Origin of the sequence: Stenotrophomonas sp. SXG-1 (genome assembly GCF_014083965.1) — a bacterium.
GTDB lineage: Bacteria > Pseudomonadota > Gammaproteobacteria > Xanthomonadales > Xanthomonadaceae > Stenotrophomonas > Stenotrophomonas geniculata.
Genome location: NZ_CP046588.1, coordinates 3,183,094 through 3,205,058, shown reverse-complemented (window position 1 = coordinate 3,205,058; position 21,965 = coordinate 3,183,094). Strand labels below are relative to the sequence as shown.

Sequence of the window (21,965 nt, the reverse complement as noted above, 5' to 3'; positions counted from 1 at the left end):
TCATGTGCGGGGAGCGACGGGCGGTGCCCGGGGAGCGATCAATGGTCGCGTTCGACCGCCAGCGTCGCCAGCGCACGCAGCGCATCGGCTTCCTCGCCATACCCGGCCAGGATCGACTGCATGCGTGCAGCGAGTTCGTGCAGCTGGGCCTTTGCGCCGTCCATGCCAAGCAGGGCGGGGAAGGTGCTCTTGTCCTGCGCCTGGTCCTTGCCGGCGGTCTTGCCCAGCTGCTCGGAACTGGCCTCGACATCGAGGATGTCGTCGCGTACCTGGAAGGCCAGGCCGAGTGCATCGGCGAAGCTGTCCAGCTGGGCCAGCTGCGGTTCGTGGGCCTGGCCACACAGCGCGCCCATGCGCACTGCCGCGCGGATCAGGGCGCCGGTCTTCAGCGCATGCATGCGGGTCAATGCCGCCAGCGTCTGCTGCTGGCCGGTGGCATCGATATCCAGGGCCTGGCCGCCGCACATGCCGGACGCGCCGGAGGCGTGGGCCAGGGTCTGCAGGCAGGCCACGCGCAGCGTGGCCGGCAGCGGTGCATCGGCCAGCAGGCCGAAGGCACGGGTCTGCAGCGCGTCGCCGGCGAGGATCGCGGTAGCTTCGTCGAAGGCGATGTGGGTGGTCGGCTTGCCACGGCGCAGCGCGTCGTCATCCATCGCCGGCAGGTCGTCATGCACCAGCGAGTAGGCGTGGATGAGTTCGACGGACATAGCCGCCGCATCCAGGCTTTCCAGCTGTGCACCGAACAGGTGGCCACTGGCGTAGACCAGCAGCGGGCGCATGCGCTTGCCACCGCCCAGCACCGAATAGCGCATGGCCTGGTGCAGGCGCTGCGGTGCTTCGGCAGGCGAGGGCAGGGCAGCGTCGAGCTGGCTTTCGATACGGTCGCGCCAGCGCGCGAACAGAACCTCAGCCGTCATGGCTGGGCGGATCGAAGGGTTCGGCTGCTTCCGGCTGCGCCGGATCGCTGAGCAGGCGCACGCGCAGTTCGGCCTGCTCCAGTGCCTGCTGGCACTGGCGATACAGACCGACGCCACGTTCGTAAGCACTGAGCGAGGCTTCCAGGGTCAGCTCGCCGGTTTCCATCTGCTCCACCAGCTGTTCCAGCGATTCGAGCGACTGCTCGAACTGGGCAACCGGGGAGGCGTTTTCGGGGGACTTCTTGGCCATGTGGCAAGTGTGGACGGGCCGCGCGCGGGGGTCAATTCACCAGCCGCCCGGACGCCACTGCAGCTGTGCCTGGTGGGCCTGCAACCAGGCCTGCAGTGGCGCGGAGATGACCACGTCGGCGGCGGCCAGCAACTGCGGGCCATCAAAGATCAGCGGCAGCTGCGCGCGTCGCCAGGGGGCGAGATGTTCGCGTTGCAGGCAGTCCTTCAACGCGTGCGAATGCTGGCGACCGGGCAGCAGAATGCGCTCACCGCCCACGCGTGCACGGACCTGCAGCGGGCGTTCGAAGGCCGGGGTGCCCTGCAGGCGCAGCTGTCCGCCATCGGGCAGCGGCAGCGGTGCGCGTCCATCCCATTCGACCTGCCACTCGAGGGGAAGCGCAGGCAGCCGGGCCGGCAGCAGGTAGGCGTGGTCGCGCCACTGCTGGATCGTGTGATCGTGCCAGCTCACACGGGCCTGACGATCGTTGTCGGCCGGCAGCAGCTCGTCCAGTGCCTGCTGCAGCACCGTGGCCGGCAGCGGCGCCGCACCGTGGCCGGCCACCCAGGCACGCAGCACGCGTGCGGCACGACCCGGTGAGACCTGGCGTAGCAGCTGCAGCGACAGCACGCGTGGAGCGACTTCCAGGTGTGCGATCAGCTCGGCGTCTTCCTCATCGAGGAGTTCGCGGGTCTGCCCGCAATGCGCTGCGCTGCCCGCCATTGCCGCAGCGGCATGCGGCCAGCGTTGGCGCAACAGCGGCAGCACCTGCAGGCGCAGGAAGTTGCGATCGGCGTGGTCGTCGCCATTGCTGGGGTCTTCGATCCAGTGCAGCGCATGGTGGCGCGCGTAATCGAGCAGTGCACTGCGCGGGGCCGCCAGCAGCGGCCGCCACAAGGGATGTTCGCCAAGGCGGCTGTGCGTGGACATCGCCGCCAGGCCATCGACGCCGGAAGCGCGCAGGGCGCGCAACAGGAATGTCTCGGCCTGGTCGTCCTGATGCTGCGCCAGTGCCAGCGTTTCGCTGTCGCGCAGCTCGGCCGCGAATGCGGCGCGTCGCGCCAGTCGCGCGGCACCCTCGGTGCCCAGGCCTGTGCCGTTCTCGACCTGCACGCGATGCACGGCCAGCTCAATGCCCCAGGCGTCGCATTGCTGCTGGCAGTGCAGCACCCACGCATCCGCATCGGGCTGCAGGCCGTGGTGCACGTGGACCGCGCGCAGCGCAGTGCCGGAAGCTTGTGCGCAGCGCCACAGCCAATGCAGCAGCACGGTGGAGTCGACACCACCGCTGTAGCCCACCAGCAGCGGCGCATCCAGCGGAACGAGGGCAGGGAAGGCAGTCACGGCGGCAAGTATAGGGTTGCTCGGCAGGGCTGCGCCCTGCACCCGCAGAGGCGCAAGCAACAGCAACGGCCGAAGCAACAGCAGAAGCGGGGTTCCTGAAGGATGGCGGGGTGGGCCCGGTTTCGGGAGACGCCGTAAACCCATCCATGGGGGCTTGGCCGCGGCATCCATGCCGCGGACACTCCCGCAACCGGACCCACCCCGCCTTCGACAGTTGGCCGCGATCTGTCGGAACGGCGTATTGCCCTAGTGGGTGTCGACCTGGTCGACACAGTAGATCCACGCCATGCGTGGATGACTCATTCGATATCTGACAGATGTGTCGACCAAGGTCGACACCTACCGACAGCCGCGGAGATCTGTCAGAGGTGGGGCGGTGTGGGTGGGCAGGACCGTTGGCGCCATGGATGGCGCCATCGAGCCCCCATGGATGGGTTTACGGCGTGTCCTGCCCACCCACACCGCCCCGCCATCCCACGGAACGCACGCTGTTGCTGTTGTTTTGGCCGTTGCCGTTGCCGTTGCGTCTGCAGGTGCAGGGCGCAGCCCTGCCGAAAACCCTACTTCACCCGACGGCCCGAGCGGTCGATGTGGAACCGCTCTCCGCCTTCCATCGGCGTGTGGCCATCGGCATCCGGCGTGCCGCGACGGCAGCCGTTGCAGACCTCGGCCACGCCATCCTGGAACGGCCACCCGAAATCGAACGTACCCGGCACCACCTGGCGGAACTTCAGGTCGAAGTAACCCACGCGATTGCCGACGCGGCCGCGCAGCAGGCCTTCCTGCGGCGTTTCCGGACCGTTGTCCCAGGTCAGCACCGGCAGGCTGCGACCCTTTCGGTTGACGTAGTGGAAGCCTTCGCCTGCGTAGACCACGGCCAGGCCGTGGTCGTCGTAGTTCAGGTCCTTCAACGTGTCGGCGCTGATCTTCGGCCGGTGATTGACCACCTCGCAGTTGGGCAGCGGCCACAACCCGTGTTCGTCGGTCAGCAGCTTGCACGCAGGTGCCTGTGCCGTTGCAGTGGCACTGGCCAGCACGCCGAGCAGGGCCAGCGACCGCGCGAAGCGGCCGCTGGCAGGCGCAGGGCGGGCCTGCCGTGCGATCACTTGGCCTCGGCCTTGCGTTCGAAGGCCGTCGGCGCCGGCAGCTGCACCGGCACGCCCTTGTCGTCGCAGGTGCCGGCCTGGCACAGGCGCTCGCGCAAGGCCGGGGTGGCCTGCACGATCATGTGGTAGATCGCGTTCTGTTCCAGCGTGCCGCGGATCGCCTTGCTGCCCGGGCCGCGTGCCCAGATACCGACGTCTTCGCCGCCGTGCGACTCGGACTTCATCGGCACCAGTGCTTCCTGCATGTAGTCCGGATGCTCGGTGTCGACCTCGCGCAGGTTCGGGCGGCCGTTGGCCGGTTCGAAGCTGCTCGGGTTGTGCGGGTAGCGCTTCGGGCCGGCCGGCTGCTGGTTGCTGCTGCCGGTATGGCCCGGGCCATTGGCGTAGCTCAACGTGGTGTACGGCTGGCCGGTGCCGTCCAGCGCGTAGTCCAGCTTGCCGGCGCCATCTTCGCCACCCTTGTCCTTCACCTTGCCCAGGATTGGATTGCCGCGTGCCGGGTAGCCGACGAAGTTCAGCGTGTGCGAGTGGTCGGCGGTGACGATGATCAGGGTGTCGTCGGCCGAGGTCAGTTCGTTGGCCACGCGCACTGCATCGGACAGGGCCACGGTCTCGGTCAGTGCACGGTAGGCGTTGCCGCTGTGGTTGGCGTGGTCGATGCGCGCGCCTTCGATCATCAGCACGTAGCCTTCCTGGTGCTTCGACAGATTCCTGATCGCCGCAGCCGTCAGTTCGGCCAGGCTCGGCTCACCGCCCGGATCCTGCGGTCGCTCGTACTCGTAGCGCATGTGGTCCGGCTCGAACAGGCCAAGGATGGCCGGCGCATTGGCGGCGGCGGCCAGCTGCTTGCTGTTCCAGACGTAGGCGCCCTGCGGATGGGCCTGCTGCCATTCCTGCACCAGGCTGCGGCCATCCAGGCGCTGGCCGACCTTATCGTCGTACTCCGGATCGCGCTCTTCCACGGTGGTGAATTCTCCGCGGCCACCGCCGAGGGCGACCAGCGGGCCGCGGCCATAGCGCGAGGTCGACAGCAGCTGCTGGGCGATGTCCTTGCAGCCTGCCGCCTTGGCCGCTTCAGTCAGGTCGGTGTCGTTTTCCCAGTTGCGCTCGGGTGAATGTGCATAGGTGGCGGCCGGGGTGGCATGGGTCAGGCGTGCGGTGGACACCACGCCCGTGGCCAGGCCGGCGCTGTCGGCCAGCTGCAGCCAGGTCAGCAGGCCCTTGGACAGGCTGTCGGCGCAGTCGGTGCGGCTGCCGGCGCTGACGCCGATCGCGCCCATGTGGGTCTTCACGCCGGTGGTGATGGCGGTCATGGTGCCGGCCGAATCAGGGGTCTGCGAATCGGTGTTGTAGGTCTTGCTGAACGCCGTGGCCGGGAAGCGTTCCCAGGACAGCAGGTTCTCTTCGCCCGAGCCACCCTTCTGCTGGCCTTCGTAGATGCGCGAGGCGGCCACCGTGGTCAGGCTCATGCCGTCACCGAGGAACAGGATGACGTTCCTGGCCTTGCCGGACATCGCACCGTTCGCTGCAGCCTGGGCCGCGCCGCTGCGGTACCACCACTGCGGCGTCTCGCCGGCCGGGTGGGTAACGGGATCGACGGCGACCTTCAGGCCGGCCGGAGCGGACGCGGGGGAGGTGCTGGCGCAGGCGCCCAGCAGCAGGGTGGTGGCGCAGGCGGCCAACAGGGAGACGGAACGGCGCATGGACGCTGGGATCTCACAAACTGTAACGGGACGTTCATTATGCCCGCCCTCGCAAGGCACGCCGATGACACACTGATTTGCCGGCCGGGCGGTCGTTCTGCGGGCCGCCTTGGGCTATCGTGCCAGCATCCCTTCCTTCCCCTCTGGATTGCCTATGAAGCTGGTCTCTGCCTGGCTGCGGATTCCATTCTGGCAGCGCGTGGTCGGTGGCTTCGTGCTCGGCGCGCTGGCCGGCTGGGCGCTCGGCCCGGCCGCGGAAACGTGGTTCGGCCCGCTCGGCGAGCTGTACGTCACCCTGATCAAGATGATCGCGGTGCCGCTGGTGTTCTTCGCGGTCATCAACGCGATCTCGTCGCTGCACGGCCAGAAATCGGTCGCCGCGCTCAGTGGCCGCACCTTCCTGTGGTTCGTGATCACCGCTGCGCTGGCGGTGTGCGTCGGCCTGGGCGTGGGCACCGTGCTGCAGCCCGGCGCCGGTGGCCTGCAACTGACGATGGCCAGCAACTACGTGCCGCGTGAAGTGCCCAGCGTGGTGCAGGTGCTGCTGGATGTGGTGCCGGCCAATGTCTTCTACGCGCTGTCCGGCATCGGCACCAAGGTCAACGCCGCCGGTGAAACCGTGCTGGCCGCGGGCCGTGGCTCGATCCTGCCGGTGATCTTCTTTGCTGGTCTGGTCGGTTTCGCCATCGTCAAGCTGGGCGAGAAGGTGACCGAGGCGCGCAAGCTGGTCGGCCAGATGAGCGACATCATGATCCAGGTGACCCGCTTCGTGCTGGAAGTCACCCCGATCGGCACCTTCGGCCTGATCGCTGGCCTGGTCGGCAGCTACGGCTTCGAGAAGCTGCTGCCGCTGGGTCATTTCGTGCTGGCGCTGTACGTGGCCTGCGCCCTGCACATCGTGGTGGTCTACAGCGCGCTGCTGCTGGCGCACGGCCTGAACCCACTGAAGTTCTTCCGTGGCGCCGCGCCGGGCATGCAGGTGGCGTTTGTCAGCTCGTCCAGCTTCGCCGCGATGCCGGTGGCGCTGCGTTCGATCACCCACAACCTGGGTGTGAACAAGGACTACGGTTCGTTCGCGGTGCCGCTGGGCGCCAGCATCAAGATGGATGGCTGCGGCGCGATCTACCCTGCGCTGTGCGCGGTGTTCATTTCGCAGTACAGCGGTGTGCCGCTGACCCCGGAACAGTACGTGGTGGTGCTGATCGCCTCGGTGCTGGGCAGCTTCGGTACCGCCGGCGTGCCGGGTACTGCGGTGATCATGGCCACGGTGGTGCTGAGCGCGGCCAACCTGCCGCTGGAGACCATCGGCTACCTGTATGCCATCGACCGCATCCTGGACATGATGCGCACGATGACGAATGTGACGGGCCAGATGCTGGTGCCCGTGATCGTGGCCAAGGAGACCGGGCTGCTCGATCAGGCGGTGTATGACAATCCGTCCAGCAATGTCGGGGTGGACGATCCGGACCCGACACCGCCACGCGCCTGAGGTTGCGTGGAGATGAAAGGCCCGCCCAGACCGGCGGGCCTTTTGTTTGGGAGATGGCCGACGCGGTGCCGGCCAAGGTGGGCCCCTGGTAGATCCATGCCATGCGTGAATGGAGGCAGTGCCGACCAACGGTCGGCACCCACCAGGGCAGGCGGCGCCGTGCCGACCAAGGTCGGCCCCTACCGGGGGCGCAAACAAAAAAGCCGCTGCAGGGCAGCGGCTTCTCGCATCAGGCGGCGCGGAGGCGCCAGCGGGTGTGTCAGAGGTCGACCCGGCGGGCCTGCATGAACTTGTTGCCCCAGTAGCCGCTGAGCAGGGTGTCCACGCGGACGTCCTTGCCCGAGCTGGGCGCGTGCAGGAAGCGGCCATCGCCGACATAGATGCCGACGTGGTCGACGCGGCCCTTGCGGCCGAAGAAGACCAGGTCACCCGCCGCCAGCGCGGTACGGTCGTTGATCAGCTCGGCGTTGTCGTCGTGGGCCATTTCGCGCGAGACGCGCGGCAGCTCGATGCCCAGGGCCGAGCGGAACACGTAACCAACCAGGCCACTGCAGTCGAAGCCGCTGTCCGGGTTGCTGCCGCCCCAACGGTACGGGGTGCCCAGCAGGGTCATCGCACGGCGCAGCAGCGACTGCACCTTGCCGTTATCGGCGGCGGTGCCGACAACGCTGCCATTGGCGGCGCTGCTGGTGTCGTAGTTGGCGAGCAGGCGGCTGAGGTCACCGGCCACCACGGCCGAGCGGTCCATCAGCGGAATGGTGTCGTTGGCGGCCAGGTGCGGCAGCAGGGCGGCCAGCGTGGCGCTGGCGGCGGCGTCGACGCGGCTGCGCTGCGGAGCGGCAGCCTCGGCCTTGGCGGCCGGTCGGGCGGTGCTCTCGGCCACCGGGGCCGGGGTCACATCGGAGGAACGGTTCGGAGCGGTCTGCGACCAGGCCGGAAGGCTGGTCAGACAGAGTGCCAGGCCAAGCAACAGCGGGCGGGCACTACGTGAAGATACGGAAGTCTGGCCTTCGCTTTTCAGGTCGTCAGTCGTCACGCGTCGGTCACAGGAAAAAAACGATGGGGCATCATGCCCTGTAAAAGCGCGGATAAGTTAAAAATTCCGTTAGTAATTCGTTAGTTGCATGGTGATGTCCGTCACAGTTTTGAACATATCGCCTGTTCATTTTAGCGAAGGACGCGTTTCGCCCCTGTGTAGTGGTCCTTCCAGTAGGGACCGCTGAGCGAGTCGAGGCGCACGGTGCCGCCGGTGCTCGGCGCATGCACGAAACGCCCTTCACCGACATAAATACCGACATGGGTGACGCTGCCGCGGCTGCCGAAGAACACCAGGTCGCCGGTGGCCAGGCGCTGCGGATCGATCTTCGGACCCTGTACTGCCGCCAGGTCGCGCGAGGTGCGCGGCAATTTCAGGTCCAGCATCTCGCGGTAGACGTAGGCGACCAGGCCGCTGCAGTCGAAGCCGGAATCCGGGGTGTTGCCGCCGTAGCGGTAGGGCGTGCCGACCAGGCTGATGGCACGCATCAGCACCGAGTTGGCGGCTTCGGGGTTGTCCGGCACGGTCTTCGGCCAGTTCGCCGTCGGCGGGGGCGGCGCGGGGCGGGTGGCCTTGCCGCCGCCGCAGGCGGTCATCAGCACGGGCAGGGCCAGCAGCAGGGCCGGGGCGAGGAGCCGGCGCAGGCCGGACGAAACTGGCGTGATGTGCATGATCTCCGGATAATGCGCCACCTTAGGATTGGCCGTCATGATGGCGGCGTCCCCGCCGGGCGACAACCCGCCCCAACCCGCCTGCCTTCGGCAGATCCAGACAGAGTTGCGCATGAAGATCGAAAAAGACCGCGTTGTCCGCTTCCACTACACCGTTTCCGAAGCCGGCCAGGAGCCGATTGAGTCTTCCAAGGACCGCGGCGAGCCGCTGGCGATCCTGATCGGCCACGGCAACATCATTCCGGGCCTGGAAAACGCCATGATGGACAAGGAAGCCGGCGCGACCTTCAGCGTCGACGTCACTGCCGCCGATGCCTACGGCGAGCGCCGCGAGGGCCTGTCCCAGCGCGTGCCGAAGAAGCACTTCGGCAACACCAAGCTGGCCCCGGGCCAGCAGGTCGTGCTGCAGACCAACTTCGGCCCGCGTGCGGTGACCGTGCAGAAGGTCGGCATGAGCGTCGTCGACGTCGACCTGAACCACCCGATGGCTGGCAAGGACCTGCATTTCGACGTCGAAATCGTTGACGTGCGCGAAGCCGGCAAGGAAGAGATCGACCACGGCCACGTCCACGGCGACGGCGGCCACCACCACTGATCGCAGCGCGATCGTGATGGCAGCAACGGCCCGCTTCGGCGGGCCGTTGCGTTTCTGGAACACGACGCGGCCATCCATGGCATGCGGGCCGGCGGCATAATGGCGGACCTGCCTGACGGATGCCCCGTGAACGCCGCTTCTCCTTCCCTGCAGCCGATGGCTTCCGGCGAACGCATCGCCCTACTGGACGTGCTGCGCGGTGCGGCGTTGCTGGGCATCCTGCTGATGAACATCGAGGCCTTCAGCGGACCGCTGGATCTGGCTTTCACTGGCATCGACGTGCACTGGCAGGGCATCGACTACTGGGCCGATGCCTTTGTGTACGTGTTCGTGCAGGGCAAGTTCTTCACCCTGTTCTCGCTGCTGTTCGGCGCCGGCTTCGCGGTGATGGCGCAGCGCGCCGAGGCCGCCGGGCGCGACTTCACCCCGTTCTACCTGCGCCGCAGCGCTGGCCTGTTGCTGATCGGCCTGTGCCACGCACTGCTGGTCTGGTCCGGCGACATCCTGGTGATGTACGCGCTGGTCTCGTTGCCGCTGCTGGCCTGCCGCGAGGCGCCGCGCAGCTGGCTGCCGTGGATGGGCGTGACGGTCTACCTCGGCGGTATAGCGATGATGCTGCTGGTGGGCGCGATGGTGTCGATGGCTTCGACGGAAGACGTACAGAAGATGCTCGCCGACGCGCAGCAGAGCATCGAGCTGCAGCGCCTGGTGTACGGGCACGGCAGCTGGATGCAGGCCAATGCGCAGCGGCTGAGCGAGTTCGGCACGTCGATGGGCGCGCTGCTGATCACCGGCCCGGAGGTGCTGGGTATGTTCCTGATCGGCAGCTGGTTTGCCGGCAGTGGCGCGCTGGCGGCACCGGAGCGCTTCCCGCGCCTGTACGCGACGCTGCGCTGGATTGCGTTGCCGTTGGGCCTGCTGGTCACGTTGATCGGTGTTGCCTGGAAACCCTACCTGGCACCGGGTGCCTACAATCTGCCGGTGACAACCGCAATGGCACTGGTGACGATCGGTGGCCTGCCGATGTGCCTGGGCTACCTGGCGTGGATCGTGCATTGGCGTGCGCGGTTGGCCTGGCTGGCACCGGTCGGGCGCATGGCGTTGACCCACTACCTGGGCCAGTCGCTGCTGTGCACCTGGTTGTTCTACCACTACGGCCTGGGCGCGTTCGAAATGATGCCACGCAGCGTGCAGCTGCTGTTCGCACTGCTGTTGTTTGCCGTGCAGGTGGCCCTTTCACACGTCTGGTTGCGCCGCTTCCGCTTTGGCCCGATGGAATGGCTGTGGCGTGCGATGACCTACCGGCAGTGGCCGCCGATGCGGCGCGAGGCCGGGCAGGGCTGATCGATGCAGGGCGCGCGCGAGGATGTGATCGTGGTGGGCGCCGGTGCCATCGGCCTGGCCACCGCGCTTGCGCTGTGCGCGAACGGCCGGCAGGTCCGTATGATCGAGCGGGGACGCGTGGGTGCGGCGACTTCGCATGGCAACTGCGGCACCATCACCCCCAGCCACGCGCCACCGCTGGCAGCGCCTGGTGTGCCGTTACGGGCGCTGCGCTGGATGCTCGATCCGCGTGCGCCGCTGTACGTCCGTACACGCCTGGACCCTGCATTGTGGCGCTGGCTGCTGCAGTTCGGGGCGCGCTGCAACGCGCGTGACTGGCTGCACTCCACGCGGGCACGCGGCGCACTGTTGAATGATTCACGGCTGCGCCTGGCGCAGTGGGTGCGGACGCATGCGCTGGACTGCGAGTTCGAGGCGCGCGGTCTGGACTATGTGTTCGGTGACGCCCGCAATTTCGATCACCATGCAGCCGAGTGTGAGGCGCTGAACGCGCAGGGCATCGCCACGGTGCGCATCGATGGGGCCGACTACGCGCGCGACAATCCAGCGTTCCATGATCGCCTTGCCGGTGCGATCCACTTCCCCGGCGATGCGCAGCTGCGTCCGGACCGCTACACCGCCGAACTGGCGCGCGTGCTGCGCGCACAGGGCGTGGTGATCGAAGAGCACTCGGACATGCGGGATTTCAGCGCCGACGCGCAGGGTGTGCGCGTGCACGTCGGCGAACGCACGCTGCACGCACGCGAGCTGGTGCTGGCGACCGGGCCGTGGTCACCGCGCTGGGCACGGCAACTGGATCTGCGCGTGCCGATCCAGCCCGGCAAGGGCTATTCGCTGACCTGGTCGCGACCGGCGCAGGTGCCGCAGCGCCCAGTCGTGCTGAAGGACCATTCCGTGTTCGTGATTGCCTGGCGTGAAGCACTGCGACTGGGCGGTACCATGGAATTCGCCGGTGCCGACCCGCAGCTGCGCACGACTCGCCTGCAGGCCCTGCAGCACGCTGCCGACCACTACCTGCGCGCGCCGCGTGGTGCGCAGCTGCAGGAGCAGTGGTGCGGTTGGCGTCCCATGAGCGTGGACGATGTGCCGTTGATCGGCCGCGCGCCCGCACATCCTCACGTCTGGCTTGCAGCGGGGCATGGCATGCTCGGCATCAGCATGAGCGCCGGCACCGGCCAGCTGATCGCCGATCTCGTCTGCGGCCGCACGCCGGCGATCGATCCTGCCCCTTACCGACCCGAGCGATTCCGATGAGCACTGCACCCTATGATTACGACCTGATCGTCCTTGGCGGCGGTTCCGCCGGCCTGGCTGGCGCGATCCGCGCCGCGCAGCACGGCAAGCGCGTGGCGATGCTGGAGCCTGGCGAACTGGGCGGGACCTGCGTCAATGTCGGCTGCGTGCCGAAGAAAGCCATGTGGCTGGCGGCCGACCTGCACGAGCGCATCGGCCTGGCCAGTGCGATGGGCTTCGATGTCGAAGCGCGCCCGGCGCTGTCGTGGAAGGAACTGGTGATCCATCGCCAGGCCTATATCAGCAACATCCACACCAGCTACCACAAGCGCCTGGACGAAACCGGCGTGGTGCGCATTCCGGCGCGTGGTCATCTGCTCGATGCCCACACCGTGGCCTGCAGCGATGGCGTGCGCTACAGCGCCGAGCACATCCTGATCGCCACCGGCGCGCACCCGCTGCGGCCCGACATTCCCGGCGCCGAACTGGGCCTGGTCTCCGATGATTTCTTCGATCTGCGCGCGGCACCGGCCGAGGTGGCGATCATCGGTGGCGGTTACATTGCGGTGGAGCTGGCCGGCCTGCTGCAGGCACTGGGCAGCAAGGTCAGCCTGCTGGTGCGCGGCCAGCGGCTGCTGGATCGCTTCGACTACGAGCTGACCGATCAGCTGGCCGAGAACCTGAAGCAGCAGGGCGTGCGCATCCATTTCGGCTATCGCCTGCGCGAACTGCAGCGCGATGGCGAGCGTGTGCGTGCATTCGGCCATGATGGTCCGCTCGACAGCGTATTCGATGCGGTGTTCTTCGCCACCGGCCGTCGCGGCAACAGTCGCGACCTGGGCCTGGAAGCGCTGGGCATCGGCATCGGTGAGCACCAGCAGGTGGAGGTGGACGAATGGCAGACCACCAGCGTGCCGAACGTGCATGCGGTGGGTGACATCGCCGGCAAGGTTGGCCTGACCCCGGTGGCGGTGGCTGCATCGCGGCGCCTGATGGATCGCCTGTTCGGCGGCCGCCCGCAGTCGAAGATGGACTATGAGAACGTCGCCAGCGTGGTGTTCTCGCATCCACCGCTGGGCGCGGTGGGCATGAGCGAAGAAGAGGCGCGCGCCCGTTTCGATCAGGTGAGCGTGTATCACAGCCGTTTCCGCCCGATGCTGCAGGCGCTGGCCAACGGCACCCAGCGCAGCCTGTTCAAGATGGTCTGTGCTGGTCCGGAAGAGCGGGTGGTGGGTATCCATCTGCTGGGCGAAGCGGCCGACGAGATCCTGCAGGGCTTCGCGGTGGCGGTGAAGATGGGCGCGACCAAGGCCCAGTTCGACGACACCGTGGCGATCCACCCGACCTCGGCCGAGGAAGTGGTGCTGATGCGCTGACCTGGGCGGTTGTAGAGCCGAGCCTATGCTCGGCTGCATTCCGTGCAGACATGGTGCAGCCGAGCGCAGGCTCGGCTCTACAGGGCACCTGGCGCCCCCATGCGATACTGGGCGCCCCCCAATGCGTTTCCGGGCCGCCCTATGCGGCCCGCCGTCGTCCTGATGTCCAGCCCCGCTTCCCGTATCGCCACCGCTTCCCCGCGCATCGCGCTGGGGGGTATCGGCCTGGCCGCGATCGGCGCCATCGCCGCCTCCGGCAAGGCCATCATCGTCAAGCTCGGCCTGCGCCACGGCGTCGATGCCACCACGTTGCTCGCCCTGCGCATGCTGATGGCGCTGCCGCTGTTCGTGCTGATGGCACTGTGGGCTGCGCGCTGGGCAGAGCCGCTGTCCTGGGCCGACCGCGCCCGCGTGCTGTGGCTGGGCTTCACCGGCTACTACCTGTCCAGCCTGCTCGATTTCCAAGGCCTGCAGTACATCAGCGTGACCCTGGAGCGGCTGATTCTTTACTTGAACCCAACCCTGGTGCTGCTGATCAACGTGCTGCTGGCACGGCAGCGCCCGGGCCGCTGGCAGATCGGTGCGCTGGTGCTGAGCTATCTCGGCGTGCTGCTCGCCTTCGGCCACGATCTTCAGCGCGAGGGCGGGCAGATCATCGTCGGCAGCCTGCTGGTACTGGGCAGTGCGCTCAGCTACGCGCTGTACCTGTTCGGCAGTGGCCAGGTGGTCGCGCGCATTGGTGCGGTGCGCCTCACCGCCTACGCCAGCTGCGTGGCCAGCGTGCTGGTGCTGCTGCATTTCGCGGTGACCCATCCGCTGCCGTTGCTGTGGCAGGCACCGGCGCCGGTGCAATGGTTGTCGCTGGTCAATGCCACCGTGTGCACGGTACTGCCGGTGCTGGCGATCATGCTGGCGGTGCAGCGCGTGGGTTCGTCGCTGGCCGCGCAGGTCGGTATGCTGGGCCCTGTTTCCACCATCGTGATGAGCCTATGGCTGCTCGACGAACCGATGGGGCCGGCGCAGATCGCCGGCACCGTGCTGGTGCTGATCGGCGTACTGCTGGTGACCCGCCTGCGGCGCTGACGCCGGAGCAGGCGCGGGCGCGCATCCTGGCGGTGATCCGCGCCATCCCGGCGGGGCAGGTGATGGGCTATGGCCAGGTGGCGATGCGTGCCGGCCTGCCGGGGCGTGCGCGCTTGACCGCACGCATCCTCGGCCAGAACGACGATCCCGACCTGCCCTGGCATCGCGTGCTGCGTTCGGACGGGCGCATTGCCATGGAAGAAGGGTCGGCTGGTTGGCGCGAGCAGTCACAACGGCTGCGTGCCGAAGGTGTGGTGGTGGAGAACGGCCGGGTGCGGATGCCGGCCACCGATCCGGCCGCGGCGCTGGATGCCGCCGTGTGGGGCCCGGGCTGAGCACCGCTGGCGACTGAACAGGCTGCGCCTGCCGGTCGCCAACAACACACGGTGCTGCGGCTATGATGGAGGCCGTTCCATGCCGGTGCTCCCATGTTCCCGCGACTGCCTACCGTCACCAAGGCCCTGCTGATCGCCAACGCGATCCTGTTCCTGCTGCAGCAGCCGTTCCTGCTCGGCATGCAGACCTTCGAGCCGTTCATGCTGCAACCGCTGCAGCAGGGTTTCGATGCGTTCTCGCCGGGCGGCAACTTCCAGCCGTGGCAGCTGCTGACCTATGGCTTCCTGCATGGCAGCTTCGGCCACCTGTTCTTCAACATGCTGGCGGTCTTCATGTTCGGCGCGCCGCTGGAGCAGACCTGGGGCGAGAAGCGCTTCCTGCTGTACTACCTGGTGTGCGTGGCTGGCGCCGGTGTCTGCCAGCTGCTGGTGGGTACCCTGCTGGAGAATCCGGCCACGGTACTGGGCGCCTCCGGCGGCGTGTTCGGCCTGCTGCTGGCCTACGGCATGCTGTTCCCGAACCAGCGGGTGATGCTGCTGTTCCCGCCGATTCCGATGAAGGCGCGGACCTTCGTGATCCTGTTCGGTGTGGGCGAACTGGTGCTGGGCATGACCGGCTGGCAGCCAGGCGTGGCCCACTTCGCGCATCTGGGCGGCATGCTGTTCGGCTGGCTGCTGATCCGCTACTGGCGCGGGCAATCGCCGTTCAACAAGCGCCGCCCGCCCGGCCCGCCGAAGCGCCCGAACCATCTGCGCAGCGTCAAATGATCTGAAGGGTCATTTGACGCTGTAGGTGCCAACCTTGATTGGCACACCTTGGCCAGGATCATTTGACGCGGTAGGTGCCGACCGTTGGTCGGCACGCCTTCAGAGATCCTGCAACACCACCTGAGCGGCGTTGTGCCCCGGCGCACCGGTGACGCCACCACCGGGATGGGTACCCGACCCGCATAGATACAACCCGGGCAGGGCACCGCGATAGCCGGCCTGGCCAACCATCGGCCGTGCCGAGAACAACTGGTTGGCACTGAGCGCACCGTGGAAGATGTCGCCCCCGATCAGCCCGAACGTGCGCTCCAGATCCAGCGGTGAAAGGACCTGGCGGCCCAGCACGCTGTCAGCGAAACCCGGTGCATACCGCTCAACGGTGGCGATCATCAGATCGGCCACTGCTTCACGACGATCATCCCAGTGACGCCCGTCGGGCAGCACCGGCGCCACGTGCTGGCAGAACAGGCTGGCGACGTGCTGCCCCGCTGGCGCCAGTGAGTCATCCAGTGTGCTGGGAATCAGCATCTCCACGATCGGTTCGCGCGACCAGCCGTCGCGCCGCGCATCCAGCCACGCGCGATCCATGTAGTCCAGGCTGGGCGCCATGATGATGCCCGCGCTCAGGTGCGGGCCGGGGCCGGGCAGGGCGCGGAAGTCCGGCAGCCGCGACAGCGCCACGTTCATCCGGAAGGTACCCGAGCCACAGCGCCACTGCGCCATGCGCTCGCGTGTGGCAGCCGGTACCTGCGCCGGCTCCAGCAGCTGTTCGTACAGCAGCTTCGGATTGACGTTGGCGACCACCGCGCGTGCACGCAGGGTTTCGCCGTTGGCCAGTTCCACCCCCACGGCGCGGCCCTGTTCGGTCAGTACCCGTTGCACGCCGGCATCCACGCGCAGTTCCGCACCGGCCTCGCGTGCAGCGGCGGCGATGGCCTGGCTGATCGCGCCCATGCCACCGATCGCATGGCCCCACGCACCTTTCACGCCATTGCACTGGCCGAACACGTGATGCAGCAACACGTAGGCACTGCCCGGCGTGTACGGACTGGCGTAGTTGCCGACGATGCCATCGAAGCCGAACAGCGCCTTGATCGGCTCGCTCTCGAACCAGCGGTCCAGGTATTCAGCCGCTGAGAGCGTGAACAGGTCCAGCAGTTCCTGCCGCAGCGAAGCATCCAGCGCTGCCAGTTCGCGGCCGAGACGGCCCATCTGCCACAGTGCGGGTAGTGCGCGCCAACCACCCGCCACGCCCAGGTCCGGTGGTGTACGCAGGGCCCACGCACGCAGCACGTCGGCGAAAATCTCCAGTCGCGCTTCATATGCGGGCAGGCGCTGTGCATCCCGCTCGGAAAATTTCGCCACCTCGGCTTGGGTGCGGCCGGACGCCGACAACAGGTGGCGGCCGTCCGGCAATGGCAGGAAGTTGTTGACGGGGCGCGCGACGATGCGCAGCCCATGCGCATGCAGCTGCAGGTCGTCGATCACCTTCGGCTGCAGCAATGACACCGTGTACGACGCCACCGAGTTGCGGAAGCCGGGATGGAACTCCTCGGTGACCGCGGCGCCGCCGAGCACACCACGCCGTTCGAGCACCAGCACCTGCTTGCCGGCGCGTGCCAGATAGGCTGCACAGACCAACCCGTTGTGGCCACCGCCGATGATGATTGCATCCCAGGACATCAGCACCTCGGGAAAAGGGGACGGAGGGGATTAAGTCGCAATTCGCATGGGGTCATCGGCAATGGGGAAAAACGACTTAATCCCCTCCGTCCCCCTTTTTGATCGCTGCTTCGATGGTGGCGATGTCGATCTTCTTCATCGGCATCATCGCGTTGAAGGCGCGCTTGGCCAGTGCCTTGTCCTTGCTGGTCACCGCTTCGATCAACATGCGCGGGCTGATCTGCCAGGAGATGCCCCAGCGGTCCTTGCACCAGCCGCATTGGCTCTCCTGGCCGCCATTGCCCACGATCGCGTTCCACAGGCGGTCGGTCTCGGCCTGGTCCTCGGTCTGGATCTGGAAGGAGAAGGCTTCGTTGTGCTTGAACGCGGTGCCGCCGTTGAGGCCGACGCAGGGGATGCCGCAGACGGTGAATTCGACGGTCAGTACGTTGCCTTCCTTGCCGTCGGGATAGTCGCCCGGTGCGTGATGTACGGCAGTTACTGCGCTGTCGGGCAGGATACTGGCGTAGAAGGTGGCGGCCTCGAGCGCGCCGTTGTCATACCAGACACAGATCGTGTTCTTGTGTGCCATGTCGGGGCTCCGCGATGGACGAAGCCGCAGCGATAGCATGCCGGGTGTTAACCCGGGATCGTGCTGCACCCGCAAAAAAGGGCGCCCGAAGGCGCCCTCTGCATTACCCGTGTGGCAGCGGGTTCAGCGCCAGACCTTGATCTGCTCGGCTTCGCTGCGCTGCATTGGCTGGCCGGCCTTGCAGCTGAAGGTGGCACCGAACGCCGGCAGGTTGGCCAGCGTGCCGTTGCTGCGCCACAGGCCCGGTGCACGGATGTCGGCGGTCAGGCGACGCACGGCCTCGTTCGGCGACAGCTGCTGCGCCCACAACGCCGACCACGCGCGGAAGAAGCCCTGCTGCTGGGCCTGCTTGGCCTTCGGCTCCTGCGCGGTGTACGCGGCCCAGGCCAGTTCCAGGCCGGCGATGTCGGCCAGGTTCTCTTCCTGGGTGAGCGTGCCGTTGACCTTGGCACCCTTCACGCCCGGGAAGTCGTAGGCGCTGTACTGCGCGGCCACGCGGCTGCCGAGCAGGGTCCAGGCGGTCTTGTCGGCCGGGGTCCACCAGCTGCGCAGCTCGCCCTTGGCGTCGACCAGCGCGCCCTTGGCATCGATCGCGCGGGTCAGCTCATGGCCGACCAGGCCACCGAAGCTGCCGAACTTGTCGGCGGCGTCGGCCTTGGCGTTGAACACCGGGCCCTGCAGGATCGCCGCGGTGACGATCAGGCGGTTCTGCGCCAGGTCGTAGGCCAGCGACGGCTGCTGCGGCAGCACGTCCCAGCGACGGTCGGCGTTGCCCTTGCCGATGCGCTTCATTTCCTCGCGATGGCGCCAGGTCGAAGCAATCAGCATGTTGCCGCCGAACGAGCCGCGGCCCATCGGCTGCACGCTGTAGTCGAGGTCGCGCAGCGGGGTGCCGATCTCGATCTTCAGCGCGGCCAGCTTGGCCTGCGCTTCGGTCTTGGCTTCGGCGCTCATCCAGCTGCTGTTCTTGACCGCCTCGATCTGCACTTCGCGCACCTTGTCGACGATCCACGCCGCCTGGCGGCGATCTTCGGCGGACAGGTAACGGGCAGCGTACTCGCGACCGACCATGGGGCCGGCGGCCACGTTGATCGCCTCCAGCACATCTTCCCAGCGCTGCGGCGGCAGGGTTTCGCCACGCAGCACGCGGCCGCGGAATTCGAACTCGGCGTCGCGATAGGCCTTGGACAGGTACGGTGCCATCGAGTCGCCCACGCGCCAGCGCAGGTAGGCCTTCCACTGGTCCGGCTTGAGCTTGGTGACCATGCCGTCGAGCTGCTTGAACAGGCCCGGGTCGGCCAGCGAGACCAGGTCGTCATCCACGCCCTGTGCCTTCAGGAAGGCATCCAGCTGCAGGTTGCGGTAGCGGCTGTTGAGCTCCTTGGTGGAGATCGGCGCGTAGTTGTTGAACGGGTTGTTGATGCCTGCCAGCGACTGCGCATTGCGTGCCAGCTCGGTTTCCAGCGCGATCACCGCCTGCGACTCGGCATCCAGCTTGGCAGCCGGGGTGCCGGTCAGCGCCAGGATCTGCTTGACGTAGTTGCGGTAGCGGCCCATCAGCGCCACGGTGTCGGCGTCGCTGCGGGTATAGAACGCCGGGTCCGGCAGGCCCATGCCGCCCTGCATGAAGTAGCCGATGTGACGGTCCAGCGCCTTCAGGTCCACGTCCGGGCCGAAGTTGAATGCCACCGGGATGCCGACCTGGTGCAGTGCGGCGATCGACGCCGGCACATCCTTGGCCTTCTTGATGGCATTGATGCGGGTCAGCAGCGGGGCGATCGGGTTGGAGCCGTCTGCTTCCACGGCAGCTTCGTCCAGGCCGCTGGCCCAGAAGTCACCCAGCAGTTTCTGCACGTTGCCCTGCGGCGCTTTCATCGCGGCGTCGAGCAGTTCACGCTGCTGCTGGCGGCTGCGGTCGACCAGCTGGCCCAGCGCGGTGGTGGCGCCGGTCTGCGGCACCGGGTTGGCCTTCAGCCAGCCTGCATTGGTGGCGTCATAGAAGTCGCTGCACTGGGCACTGACAGCCGGGGCACGCGCAGCCTTTTTCTTGGCAGCGAACGCGTCGTGGGTCGGGACCAGGGTCGCCAGGCTGATGCCCAGGGCGATGGCAAGCGGACGGAAGTTGGGCATGTGGAACGAATCCGTGATGGATTGAGGGCGCGCGCACTATAGCAAGCCGGGCATCGACGCGGCATGCACGCATCACGGAGGCTCCGCCGTGCCGTGCGCCGACCAAGGTCGGCATCTACCAACGGCGTGGGCGTGCACAGGCACAGTGGATCCACACCATGCGTGGATGAAAGACTCCCTATAAAAACAAAGGCCCGGGAATTCCCGGGCCTCTGCAGGTCTGCAACAGCGTCAGCCGTGGCTTACCAGATCACCACCTGCTGCTCGCCAGTGCGGGCCATCGGCGAACCGGCCTTGCACTGGAATGCCGCGGCAAAGGTCGGCAGGTTCGACGGCGCCCCCATGGCGCGGAACTGCGCCGGCGCGTGCGGGTCGGTCGCGAGGCGGACCTTGGCATTTTCCGGGGTGTACTTGGTGCGCCACACGGTAGCCCAGTTGAAGAAGAAGCGCTGGTCACGGGTGAAGCCATCGACCTTTGCATCTTCCTTGCCGGCGGAGGCCTTCTGCAGCGCGTCGTAGGCGGTAGCCAGGCCACCCAGGTCGGCGATGTTCTCGCCCAGGGTCAGGTGGCCGTTCACGGCCTGGCCGTCGACCTTGTACTGGTCGAACTGCTTGACCAGCTTGCCGGTGAGGCCTTCGAAGTTCTTCTTGTCAGCGGCGGTCCACCAGTCTTCCATGTTGCCGGTCGGCCCGAAACGTGCGCCCTGGTCGTCGTAACCGTGGGTCATTTCGTGGCCGATCACCGCACCGATGCCGCCGTAGTTCAGCGCATCATCGGCCTTCGGGTCGAAGAACGGCGGCTGCAGGATGGCGGCCGGGAACACGATCTCGTTCTGCAGCGGGTTGTAGTAGGCGTTGACCGTCTGCGGGGTCATGCCCCACTCGGTCTTGTCCACCGGCTTGCCGATCTTGGACAGGTTGAACTTGTAGTTGAACTCGCTGGCCGCGCGCACATTGCCCAGGTAGCTGTCGCGCTGGGTCTGCAGGCCCGCCCAGTCACGCCACTTGTCCGGGTAACCGATCTTCGGGGTGAAGGTTTCCCACTTGGCGATGGCCTTGGCCTTGGTTTCATCGCTCATCCAGCTCAGGCCCTGGATGCGTTCCTTCAGCGAGGCGGCCAGGTTCTTCACCAGCTCTTCCATCTTCGCCTTGGCTTCCGGCGAGAAGGCAACCTTCACGTACAGCTGGCCGAAGGCTTCACCGGCATCGTTCTCGATGGTGCCCAGCACGCGCTTCCAGCGCGGCTTCTGTTCCTTCTGGCCGTTGAGGGTCTTGCCGTAGAACTCGTAGTTCTCCTGCACGAAGGCGTCGGCCAGGTACGGCGAGGCGCTGTCCACGGTGTGGAAGCGCAGGTAGGCACGCCACACCGACGGATCGGTGTCGCCCAGTGCCTTGCTCACTTCCTCATGGAAGGCCGGCATGGCCAGCGAGAACTTCTCCGGTGCGGCCACGCCCTGCGACTTGAAGAACTCGGTCCAGCTGAAGTTCGGGGTCAGCTTGTCGGCGTCGGCCAGGGTGACCGGGTTGTAGTACAGCTCGACGTTGCGCGACAGCTCGACGCGCGACTTGGAGGCCTTGGCCAGGCGGGTCTCGAACTTGACCACGTCCTCGGCCTGCTTGGCAGCATCGGCAGCGGCGACGCCGGACAGCTCCAGCACCTTGGCGACGTGCGCCTGGTAGGCCTTCAGCTTGTCGGCGTTCTTGGCATCGGTGTAGTAGGTGCTGTCCGGCAGGCCCAGGCCGCCCTGGCTGGCGTAGGCCAGGTTGACGGCCGAGTTCTTGAAGTCGGCTTCGGCGCCGAAGCCGAACAGGACGTTGTCACCCTTGGCCGCGCTGCTGCGCAGGTAGTCGGCGATGGCGGCCTTGTCCTGCAGGCCATCGATTGCCGTCAGGTCGGCCTTCAGCGGCTCGATGCCCTGGGCGTTGATCTTGGCTTCGTCCATGCCGGTGGCCCACAGGTCGCCGACGATCTTCTCAATGTGGTTCGGGTTCTTGACCTGCGCGACCTGTTCAGCCAGCTGGTGCTGCACGGCCACCGAACGCTCGTCGAGGATGGTGAACGCGCCCCAGCTGGTGCGGTCGCCCGGAATTTCATTGGCGGCCAGCCACTTGCTGTTCACGTAGTCGCCGAAGGCGCCGCAGGCGTCCTTGCTGGCATCCAGATCGCTGGGCTGGAAGGCGTTGTAGGCCGGCAGCTTGCTCTCGTCCAGGGTGTACTGGGTGGCTTCGGCGGCAGCCGGCGTGGAGGCGGTGGCGTCCTTGGCCGGGGTTTCGTTCTTGCCGCAGCCGACCAGCGCGGCCGAAACGGCCAGGGTCAGCAGCACGATCTTGGGAGTACGGGTCACTTTGATG

19 protein-coding genes are annotated in these 21,965 nt (G+C 67.1%); 8 read left to right on the top strand and 11 right to left on the bottom strand.

Annotation, left to right across the window (positions count from 1 at the left end; genetic code table 11):
- Positions 1-38 precede the first annotated feature (38 nt).
- The 5 genes from GOC52_RS14760 to GOC52_RS14740 all read right to left on the bottom strand — a co-directional run bounded on the left by GOC52_RS14760 (position 39) and on the right by GOC52_RS14740 (position 5,299).
- Positions 39-917, bottom strand: a complete 879-nt coding sequence (locus tag GOC52_RS14760; RefSeq protein ID WP_019338621.1) for a polyprenyl synthetase family protein — start codon at positions 915-917, stop codon at positions 39-41.
- Positions 907-1,167, bottom strand: coding sequence for an exodeoxyribonuclease VII small subunit (locus tag GOC52_RS14755; RefSeq protein WP_043402672.1), 261 nt, complete (start codon positions 1,165-1,167; stop codon positions 907-909). The genes GOC52_RS14760 and GOC52_RS14755 overlap by 11 nt, the downstream gene beginning before the upstream one ends.
- A gap of 36 nt (positions 1,168-1,203) precedes the next feature.
- Positions 1,204-2,490 carry a tRNA lysidine(34) synthetase TilS gene (gene tilS, locus GOC52_RS14750; protein WP_191849763.1) on the bottom strand — a complete coding sequence of 429 codons (1,287 nt, stop codon included), beginning with the start codon at positions 2,488-2,490 and terminating at the stop codon, positions 1,204-1,206.
- Positions 2,491-3,050: 560 nt separating this feature from the next.
- Positions 3,051-3,596, bottom strand: a complete 546-nt coding sequence (locus tag GOC52_RS14745; protein WP_043401118.1) for a WG repeat-containing protein — start codon at positions 3,594-3,596, stop codon at positions 3,051-3,053.
- Positions 3,593-5,299 (bottom strand): alkaline phosphatase, encoded by a 1,707-nt coding sequence (locus GOC52_RS14740; RefSeq protein WP_010482981.1) that lies wholly within the window; start codon positions 5,297-5,299, stop codon positions 3,593-3,595. Before GOC52_RS14740 ends, GOC52_RS14745 begins: the two co-directional genes overlap by 4 nt.
- Before the next feature lie 154 nt (positions 5,300-5,453).
- On the opposite strand from GOC52_RS14740, the gene GOC52_RS14735 reads away from it, so the two are divergent.
- Complete coding sequence (locus tag GOC52_RS14735) at positions 5,454-6,788, top strand: dicarboxylate/amino acid:cation symporter (protein ID WP_019338617.1); 1,335 nt, start codon at positions 5,454-5,456, stop codon at positions 6,786-6,788.
- 259 nt (positions 6,789-7,047) lie between these two features.
- Here the strand turns inward: GOC52_RS14735 and GOC52_RS14730 are convergent, their stop codons facing one another.
- Together GOC52_RS14730 and GOC52_RS14725 are read right to left on the bottom strand one after the other, a co-directional pair.
- The gene (locus tag GOC52_RS14730; RefSeq protein ID WP_049436807.1) at positions 7,048-7,824 is read right to left on the bottom strand and encodes a C40 family peptidase; all 777 of its coding nucleotides are present in this window, start codon (positions 7,822-7,824) and stop codon (positions 7,048-7,050) included.
- 131 nt (positions 7,825-7,955) lie between these two features.
- Positions 7,956-8,534: a C40 family peptidase gene (locus tag GOC52_RS14725; protein ID WP_065428014.1), complete on the bottom strand. Its 579-nt coding sequence runs from the start codon at positions 8,532-8,534 to the stop codon at positions 7,956-7,958.
- Positions 8,535-8,607: 73 nt separating this feature from the next.
- On the opposite strand from GOC52_RS14725, the gene GOC52_RS14720 reads away from it, so the two are divergent.
- The 7 genes from GOC52_RS14720 to GOC52_RS14690 all read left to right on the top strand — a co-directional run bounded on the left by GOC52_RS14720 (position 8,608) and on the right by GOC52_RS14690 (position 15,229).
- Positions 8,608-9,090, top strand: a complete 483-nt coding sequence (locus GOC52_RS14720; RefSeq protein ID WP_049436806.1) for an FKBP-type peptidyl-prolyl cis-trans isomerase — start codon at positions 8,608-8,610, stop codon at positions 9,088-9,090.
- A gap of 99 nt (positions 9,091-9,189) precedes the next feature.
- Positions 9,190-10,434: a DUF418 domain-containing protein gene (locus tag GOC52_RS14715; RefSeq protein ID WP_053443346.1), complete on the top strand. Its 1,245-nt coding sequence runs from the start codon at positions 9,190-9,192 to the stop codon at positions 10,432-10,434.
- Between the two features lie 3 nt (positions 10,435-10,437).
- Entirely contained in the window at positions 10,438-11,688 is a 1,251-nt protein-coding gene (locus tag GOC52_RS14710; RefSeq protein WP_043401124.1) for an NAD(P)/FAD-dependent oxidoreductase, read from the top strand.
- A complete protein-coding gene (gene gorA / locus GOC52_RS14705) occupies positions 11,685-13,043 on the top strand; it encodes a glutathione-disulfide reductase (RefSeq protein WP_049454972.1) in 1,359 nt (452 codons plus the stop codon). The genes GOC52_RS14710 and gorA overlap by 4 nt, the downstream gene beginning before the upstream one ends.
- Positions 13,044-13,205: 162 nt before the next feature.
- Positions 13,206-14,126 (top strand): DMT family transporter, encoded by a 921-nt coding sequence (locus tag GOC52_RS14700; protein ID WP_053443833.1) that lies wholly within the window; start codon positions 13,206-13,208, stop codon positions 14,124-14,126.
- A complete protein-coding gene (locus GOC52_RS14695; protein ID WP_224329410.1) occupies positions 14,123-14,461 on the top strand; it encodes an MGMT family protein in 339 nt (112 codons plus the stop codon). Before GOC52_RS14700 ends, GOC52_RS14695 begins: the two co-directional genes overlap by 4 nt.
- Positions 14,462-14,554: 93 nt before the next feature.
- The gene (locus GOC52_RS14690; RefSeq protein WP_032128229.1) at positions 14,555-15,229 is read left to right on the top strand and encodes a rhomboid family intramembrane serine protease; all 675 of its coding nucleotides are present in this window, start codon (positions 14,555-14,557) and stop codon (positions 15,227-15,229) included.
- 99 nt (positions 15,230-15,328) lie between these two features.
- Here GOC52_RS14690 and GOC52_RS14685 read toward each other — a convergent pair whose 3' ends face one another.
- The 4 genes from GOC52_RS14685 to GOC52_RS14670 form a co-directional block, all read right to left on the bottom strand.
- Positions 15,329-16,912: a phytoene desaturase family protein gene (locus tag GOC52_RS14685; RefSeq protein ID WP_191849761.1), complete on the bottom strand. Its 1,584-nt coding sequence runs from the start codon at positions 16,910-16,912 to the stop codon at positions 15,329-15,331.
- 76 nt (positions 16,913-16,988) lie between these two features.
- Positions 16,989-17,483, bottom strand: coding sequence for a VOC family protein (locus GOC52_RS14680; RefSeq protein ID WP_057503579.1), 495 nt, complete (start codon positions 17,481-17,483; stop codon positions 16,989-16,991).
- Between the two features lie 123 nt (positions 17,484-17,606).
- A complete protein-coding gene (locus GOC52_RS14675; RefSeq protein ID WP_191849759.1) occupies positions 17,607-19,613 on the bottom strand; it encodes a M13 family metallopeptidase in 2,007 nt (668 codons plus the stop codon).
- 242 nt (positions 19,614-19,855) lie between these two features.
- Complete coding sequence (locus GOC52_RS14670; RefSeq protein ID WP_043401163.1) at positions 19,856-21,958, bottom strand: M13 family metallopeptidase; 2,103 nt, start codon at positions 21,956-21,958, stop codon at positions 19,856-19,858.
- Positions 21,959-21,965 lie beyond the last annotated feature (7 nt).